The sequence below is a fragment of the Candidatus Stygibacter australis genome, assembly GCA_030765845.1.
Classification (GTDB): domain Bacteria; phylum Cloacimonadota; class Cloacimonadia; order Cloacimonadales; family TCS61; genus Stygibacter; species Stygibacter australis.
Window position 1 is genome coordinate 1 of sequence record JAVCDJ010000011.1, and the last position, 8,012, is coordinate 8,012.

General features: G+C 39.2%; 9 protein-coding genes. 4 read left to right on the plus strand and 5 right to left on the minus strand.

Features of this window, described 5'->3' with window-relative positions; genetic code table 11:
• The 4 genes from RAO94_00505 to RAO94_00520 all read left to right on the plus strand — a co-directional run.
• On the plus strand, positions 1-642 hold a 642-nt coding region (locus RAO94_00505; GenBank protein ID MDP8320807.1), incomplete at its 5' end, for a hemolysin III family protein.
• Between the two features lie 173 nt (positions 643-815).
• A complete protein-coding gene (locus RAO94_00510) occupies positions 816-1,457 on the plus strand; it encodes a tetratricopeptide repeat protein (protein ID MDP8320808.1) in 642 nt (213 codons plus the stop codon).
• A gap of 17 nt (positions 1,458-1,474) precedes the next feature.
• Positions 1,475-2,842 carry an SO_0444 family Cu/Zn efflux transporter gene (locus RAO94_00515; GenBank protein ID MDP8320809.1) on the plus strand — a complete coding sequence of 456 codons (1,368 nt, stop codon included), beginning with the start codon at positions 1,475-1,477 and terminating at the stop codon, positions 2,840-2,842.
• On the plus strand, positions 2,842-3,318 hold the full coding sequence (locus tag RAO94_00520) for a DUF302 domain-containing protein (protein ID MDP8320810.1): 477 nt from the start codon (positions 2,842-2,844) through the stop codon (positions 3,316-3,318). Before RAO94_00515 ends, RAO94_00520 begins: the two co-directional genes overlap by 1 nt.
• Before the next feature lie 78 nt (positions 3,319-3,396).
• Here the strand turns inward: RAO94_00520 and RAO94_00525 are convergent, their stop codons facing one another.
• From RAO94_00525 to RAO94_00545, 5 genes are all read right to left on the minus strand, one after another.
• On the minus strand, positions 3,397-4,023 hold the full coding sequence (locus RAO94_00525) for a flagellar motor protein MotB (GenBank protein ID MDP8320811.1): 627 nt from the start codon (positions 4,021-4,023) through the stop codon (positions 3,397-3,399).
• A gap of 9 nt (positions 4,024-4,032) precedes the next feature.
• Positions 4,033-4,770: a MotA/TolQ/ExbB proton channel family protein gene (locus RAO94_00530; GenBank protein MDP8320812.1), complete on the minus strand. Its 738-nt coding sequence runs from the start codon at positions 4,768-4,770 to the stop codon at positions 4,033-4,035.
• 12 nt (positions 4,771-4,782) lie between these two features.
• Positions 4,783-6,180, minus strand: a complete 1,398-nt coding sequence (locus RAO94_00535; GenBank protein MDP8320813.1) for a FliG C-terminal domain-containing protein — start codon at positions 6,178-6,180, stop codon at positions 4,783-4,785.
• A 19-nt stretch (positions 6,181-6,199) separates the two neighbouring features.
• Positions 6,200-7,714 (minus strand): tetratricopeptide repeat protein, encoded by a 1,515-nt coding sequence (locus tag RAO94_00540; protein ID MDP8320814.1) that lies wholly within the window; start codon positions 7,712-7,714, stop codon positions 6,200-6,202.
• Positions 7,715-7,719: 5 nt separating this feature from the next.
• On the minus strand, positions 7,720-8,012 hold a 293-nt coding region (locus RAO94_00545; GenBank protein ID MDP8320815.1), incomplete at its 5' end, for a hypothetical protein.

Here is an 8,012-nt window from a genome sequence, read left to right on the forward strand (position 1 = left end):
AAAATGCTGCCGGCGCAAACGATAAATGAAGAGATAGCCAGCAGTATTATTCATGGGATTGGGATATTGATTTCCATCGCGGCACTTGTCCTGCTGGTGGTATTTTCATCGCTTTACGGAAACGTCAGACAAGTTGTCTCATTTTCCATATATGGCGGCTTAGCAGTCTATTTTTATCTCTGCTCCACATTTTATCACAGTCTAACACATTATAAGGCAAAACGGATTTTCCGCATCATGGAACAGACTGCCATATATCTGTTTATCGTCGGAACTATTACGCCAATTTCACTGACGATACTGGATTCACAATGGGGCTGGATACTTTTTTTGATAACTGCTGTTTTGGGAATAGCAGGTATTCTCAATCTATTTTTCAATACGAAGAATTCCAGTGATGTAGATTTTGCCATAGATTTGATTTTACTGCTTTTCCTCACAGTCTCATTGATCGTGAGTCTGAAATATTTCACACCCGAATTCAAATTATTTTTCATTCCAGGTTCCATACTATATGTATTTTCCTTCTGGCTAGGCAGCATGAATGGACTTAAATATAATCAGGCGTATGCTCATGTACTCTCACTTATCGGCACGGTCCTTCACTTCTTTGCCTTCTTTGGACTGATCAATATCGGCTGAAATCAGCATTTTGCCGGATAAGAAATTTAACTTTTCACCCTATCAGGATGAAAATGATAATTCTTCCGAATACTATACTATTATATCAAAAGAGTAATAAGTAGAAGTAAAATAATTTCATTTATAGCAAAAATCGATTAGTTTATACTATAAAATAGTAACAGGAGATTAGAATGAAAGGGAATATTTTGGGATTAATTTTGCTGATTTTGGCTGCGGGATTATTTGGGCAGGCACACGATCAGAGTGAGTATGATGAGTATCAGAAGTATCAAACAGACCCGACTCTGGAGAATTTTAAGAGTGCTCTGGATTATTATAGTACTTTGGATAATGAGACCGGGAAATTGCTGACTGCTTATCTTTATTATTCTGAATTAGAAAAAGCCCTGGATGAACTGGGCTCTGAACCTGACAGCTTGACCATGAAAACAAAATTTAATTATGCCAATCTACTGCTTGATCTGGGACGTTATGACGAGTGCATACCAATTTATGAATCCTTGAATGCTGAAAGTCCAGTGTGGGCATGTCCCTGGCGTCATAAGGGAGAAGCATTGTGGAAATCTGGTAATCTGGATGATGCAGAAGCAGCTCTCAAGCAATCAATCGAAGTACGCGAAAATCATTATGATGCCTATGTGATGTTGGCTCACGTGCTGCTTGAACAAGGCAAAGCACAAGAAGCCCTGACTACTTTGGAAAGGGGAATGCAATATGGGGCAGAAAATCCTGAATATTCTGAAAATGAAGAATTTGAAGCAGAAGTGAAAGCACTTCATGATGAGCTTATAAAGATGAGTAGTGAGAAGTGAACAGTGAGAAGTGAGAAGTGAATAATTTATTGACGGCTATATATGGGATCTATCTTGAGATAGCGCCGTATTTGTTTATTGGTTTAACATTTGCGGGATTGATGCATGTGCTTTTGAAGGGAGATTTCATTCTCAGGCAATTAGGTAAAGCTAATATCTGGTCTATTATCAAAGCAGCAGTATTTGGCGTACCATTGCCATTATGTTCCTGCGGAGTAGTACCCACGGCGATGCACCTTAAGCGAAAAGGAGCTTCTAATGGAGCAACAATATCCTTTTTAACCTCTACCCCTCAAACCGGGATTGACAGTATAATACCCACTTTTGGCATGTTAGGCTGGTTTATGGGGATCTACCGTCCCCTAACAGCACTTTTGATGGGAATCATTGCTGGTGTGATAACCAATAAGATCAAGCCGGAAGATAAACTGGAAAATATAGAATCTGCTGCTCAATCATGTTGTCTGACATGCGAATGTGACGATCCAAACTGCACACATCCTTCTCATCCCTGGAACCGACCGAAGCAGAGAGAAAATGCCGAAAGCTGTTCATGTGGAACAGGTCATGATAATGATCATGATCATATTTCTGACAGGCAAACTAATGTTTTCAAGAAGTTTATTGCCTATGCTTACGGTGATTTTATTGATGATATCTCCACTCAACTGGTGGTGGGAATCATCTTAGCTGGACTTATCACCTGGCTGATACCAGATGGTTTCTTCGAGAAGTATGGCGGACAAGGTTTTCTGGGAATGATCTTTATGATCATTGTAGGTCTTCCGATGTATGTTTGTGCTACGGGCTCAATACCAATAGCCGTAAGCCTGATCATGAAAGGGATCTCACCCGGAGCAGCATTCGTATTTCTGGTTGTGGGACCAGCAACCAATGCGGCATCATTAACTGTGATCGCCAGCAGTCTGGGCAAAAAAGTTACTGCAATATATGTGGCAGTTCTGACCATTTGTGCTTTAGGTTTTGGTATGCTGCTAAATGTGCTGGTAGATAATTTTGGCATCACTGTAAATGTGAAGCACATGACACATAATATGGGCAGAAGTATCTGGCTTGACATTATAACGATAATATTTACTGTAATTCTGGTTCTATCATTTTGGCGTAAGTATAGACCACGCAGGAAAATTAAGGTTGAGCCGATAAAAGGAGTAGTAATGAAAAAATATATTATAGAAGATATGCATTGCAATCATTGCGTGAAAACTATCACATCAGCAGTGGAAGAACTTGCTGGTGCAGAAGAAGTGATGATTGACCTTAATCAGAAAACAATGGAAGTCATAGGCGATGCAACAGATGAAGAGATTATGGACAAAGTGAAATCAACTGGTTACAAAATAGAAATAGCAGAGGAGAACTAATGAAAAAAATAATCTATTTGATAGTGGGACTGCTTCTGGGTGCCATTTTAATGGGAACAGTGATCTGGAATAAAATGCCTGATCTGATGCTGATCAATCTGGAGAGTAAATATGATTTTCAGTCAACTGTTGATAAATTGATAATTGCAGCATATGATAATGGCTGGGAAGTAGTGAATGAAGTAGACGTTCAGGAACGGATCATGTCCTTTGATTATGGTGATATCCTGAGAATGCAGATAATTGAGATCTGCCATGCAGACCACTCTTATACCATACTGCAGGATGACAATAATAAGAAAATTGCCGGGATAATGCCCTGTCGATTTGCTGTATATGAAACCCATGAAGGTAAAGTAATGATATCTAAAATGAATATTGGCCTCTTGAGCAAGATGTTTGGTGGCGTAATCCAGCAAGTGATGGGTGTTGTGGCAGAAGAAGAAAAGGCAATGCTGAAAACTGTGATTGAATAAATTTCTTTTTAGGAATATTATATATCCCAAAAAAACTGAACCCGGACTGATAAATCAGTCCGGGATTTTATATATTATTTACTGATACTTTCTGGTAAGTCTTATTTCCACACGTCGATTTTTACGCTTGTTTTCGTCAGTGTCATTGGGAGCTATGGGTTTAAATTCGCCATAACCCATAGCTTGTAATTGATCTGGTGGGAAAAAGTCGTTTTCGACAAAGAATTTCACAATACTTAGAGCACGCGCCATGGAAAGATCCCAGTTAGATTCATATTTCACGGTGCTGATAGGGACATTATCCGTATGACCTTCAATACGAATTTGCCAGCCTTCTTCGTCTCCGATCTCTCTTTTGATATTCTCAGCGACCTGAGCCAGAGCACGCAGGCTTTGCCAGCGTAATTCAGCCTTACCTGATGAAAACAGGATCTCACCGGGGATTGTGATCACAGTTTCATTAAGATCAAGTAGAGAGTCAACTTTTGCCTGTTCTTCGGAAAGCTTGGCATTTTGCTCAATGATCCGTTGACTTTTTTGAATATCAGAAAGAATAAAGAAGAAAACAAAGAAAACCAGAAGCAGTGTCATGAGATCGCCATAAGGCGTCATTATGTCACCGTAATTCTGGGAATCATCCAGATCTTCTTCCAGTTCGTACATTTTCCGTCTGAGTTTTTCTATTTTCAATTTATTATTTGCCATAAAGCACCATTAATCAAGATAAATTGAGAGTTTTTCTTTAGTAATCTGGGGATTATCACCATTATTAATAGAAATAATGCCCTGAATGATAATTTCTCTAACTTTGGTATCTATCTGATTTTTAATTCTGATCTTACCAGCAGCTGGTTTGAAAAACAGAGCAGACATAATCAGCCCATAAAGAGTAGTAACAAGTGCCAAACCCATGGCAGCAGGTATTGAAGCAGGGTCTTCCACTCTATTCAACATGGCAATAAGACCAATAATCGTACCCATCATACCAAATTGAGGAGCCAGACTACCCCCGGTTTTAAAGACCTGCTCTCCCAAAGCATAACGTTCTGTAATAGTGATACTTTCCTGGATCAGTGTCTCTTCAATAAATTCAATTTCTTCACCATCAGCAACGAGCATCAAAGCATTCTCCAGAAACTTGTTTCCTGTTACAGTACTACTGCTGAGAATTGACCTGATACCATTATTACGTACATCACGACTGAGTGAGACCATGGAATTCATCATTTGTTTTGCAGTATAGGGTTTTTCAGTAAAAAGTTTGGAAAATGAAGAAAACGCAGAAGTAAATGCTTTGGGTGAGAAATGTACCAGTAAGGCAGCAATGGTTCCACCCAACACGATTGCCAAAGCTCCAGGATCAATGAAATAACTTGTATCTTCTTTTGTGATAATAGTTCCCACAATAACTATGATTCCAAGAAGATAGCCAATATATACAGATAATCTCATAATATTTTCCTCCTATGCCTTCAACAGCAGATTTCGAACAGAATTCAGCATTTGATCTTGAACAATAATGATGTCTTCATCGGATAGTGGCTTAATGTTTTGCATTTCATCATCAAACAATTCTCTGTTACGACTGGTCATGTTATTAAAGAATTTCTCTTTAACAAGAGGAGGAGCGATAGACAGATAATTTATCAGAATATTTCTATCAATATATCTGATCAAACTTTCAATTTGCTGTGTTTCAAGATCAACTAGATCATCAAGCAGTATAACATCTTTTCTCATAATACTTGCAAAACCGGCATCGATAGAATGTACTCTACCATAGAGTTTCTCTGAAGTTTTTGCCGGTAAATTATTGATCAATTCAGCAATCAGTGATTGGTTGTTATATGAAAGGCTTTCTTTTTCCATCTGATTATGATAATTTTGAGATAGTCTCTGATGCAATTTAACAATTTCAGGACGAATTAGCTGCTTACCTTTGATCATGGCAGTAAGCAGAATATCCGTATTCCCAGTAAAATTATTAAAGAAATCACTCACAAATTCCGGAGAAAGTTGAGAAAGTACAAATGCTGCTGCTTCAGGTGATTCATTGCCCAGCAATTGTCCACAACCATTAATGGAAAGATTTTGTACGAAATGAAAACTGAGAGTTTCTTCCTCTTTCTTTTCCTGAGGCAGTAATCTTACAGTAACTGGTTCTTTGGACCCACTTTCACGCTTACCGGCAGAAGTTTGAGTAACTGAGGGAGCACGGAGAGCACCTTCCAAGCCTGGAATATTTACTTCCTTTAATGATTTGGAAAGTTTGTTCATGCGAGTGGAAAAGATGATTAGAAATATCAGCATGAGGAAAAGCAGCAAAGCACCGATCATAATGATGTAATTACGGTAGTCCTGGGTCTGAGTAATTGTATCTCCAGATTCCCCGGTTTCATCAGCTATAAGGTTAAGAACTCGTTTGACATCAAGTTTATCACCTTTATCGGGACTTATATTAACCCAGCTGGCTACATTCTGCCGTACAAATTCTTCCATTTCATCAGTAGTTTTTTTACTTAGGTAAATAGTGACTACCTTTTTCATTACGATGGTGGGGTAGGTTTCTTCACCCGCTATCTCACTTGGCATCACACCGCTGGAGCGAGCCATTGGTAATCCGGGCAGACTTCGTTCGGTATCAAGGGTGGAGCCAAAAACTTTGAGCCCTTCAGAAGGATAACGCAGTGTCATATCCACGATAGCAACATTATCTCCCACAATGGGATAAAGCATACTTTCAATCCAGTCTGCCAGCTCTCTTTCAGCCTGTATCTCCATTACAGTTTCAATATCTGTAGTTTGCGCACATAGAGCAGTAGCCATTAGGAGCAAAGCAAGGATAACGATAATTTTCTTCATAAACAATCCTTTATATAATTTATTGATTTACAGCATTACGGAGCTTAATAAGTTCTTCATTATCAGGATCAATTCTCAAACCCTGCTGGATATATTCCATTGCCTGCTGATTTTCGTTCAAGTGCACATAGATGGATGCCAGTCTCAAATATGACATTGAGAGATTTGGGGCAAGGGCAATTGCCTTCTCGCATTGATCAATTGCCCGAGTATATTGTTCAGCATAGAAAAATTCCAGAGCACGGATCAGATAAACGGAAGCCTGATTAATATCACCAACCTGCTCCAGTTTGATGCGTTCAGCTTCCTCAGCTACACGCTCATTAACCACATCTTCATCCGCTACACGCTCAACCACTTTCACAGTATCATATAATGTAACTTCTTTATATACTGTATCAGCCTTTGTTCTGGCAAAATAGAGAGAATCAAGATCTAGTCCTGATGAATACTGATCCGGGAACATTTCTGATAAATCATCTTCACCAACTGTCTTCTTACCATAAGCAAGGTGAATACCAAAATAATGATTACCAAAATCTGATTCCAGTTCATTATCCTTAAATGGTGTCTGGAAAGCATAATCAATACCGATAGTCAGGGAGGTTACATCAGCCATACCTTCCACATAATTATCAATCTCTTCCAGCCAATCCTTGCGATATACATCGATGCCTACTCCGGCAGTGATATCATAACTATTGAGGCCTGCCCGAAGAAATAAATTCTCTGCTACAGCGTATTCAGTACCAAGAGCATAGTGGGATTCAGTGATATCTTCTCCCTGCTCAATATTATAATCAGCAGTAAGTGTGAGAGCATCAATATGAATATTTGCTCCAGCCGAGATAATCCGGGGTAGTTTATCTGAACCACCATCCTCCAGAGCCATATTAGCTGACATAATGCGATTGACCGCCAGCCCAAGCTGCAAAAATGAAGTCGGACGAAAAACGATACCGAAATCGGCATCAAAGGCACTATTTGAATCTTCAAATGAATAAATATTGCTATCATTAATGTAAGAATTATTTGTTTCATTAAAACCTGTGCGATAGTTCTGGAAACCAAAACCTATCAGTAATTTATTGTCTTTGCCTAATAAGATCCTGGAAAGCGCAGAAGTACCATATGCCATACCCATTCGGGTTTCATTATAATTATTACTGCCATTTGATCCGACAGATAATCCTAAGCATCCCAATCTTCCCAGTGGTGCTGCAAAATAAGCATAATTATCAGATAGATCATCATTATCAAGCTGAATAGTATAGGTTCTGGAATCCGTAATCAATTGATACCAGGTGATCTCACCCAGAAAAGCAGGATTCCAGACAATTGCTGAGGCATCATTTGACGAGGCAGTACCCGCACCACCCATGGCAGCATTTCGAACTCCCCCATTTGTGAAATCATAAGCAGAAAGCAGCAAGGGGAGAAGCAGGAAGAGAGTGAGAAGTGAATGAAAAATCGTGAGTCGTGAGACGTGAGACGTGAGACGTGAGTTACAATTAATTTTCTTTATATTTTTCATCTTTATTACCTCACTATTATTATCGTGCCCTGATAAATTTTACCATTAACATCAACCTGATAGATGTATAACCCTCCATCAACAGGGTTACCATCATCATCATCTATATTCCATTGATAAGTAAACCTGTTTTCCCCTATTCGTAACGGTTCAGAGGATAGTTCCTTGATCAACCTCCCTCGCCGATTCAATATCTTACCTGAAATATCTCCCGGAGATTCTCCCGTATCTATCCTGATAACACAATATGTGTATGGGCCATCCCAGGTGACAGTATGTGGTAGCGGAACAACACTTT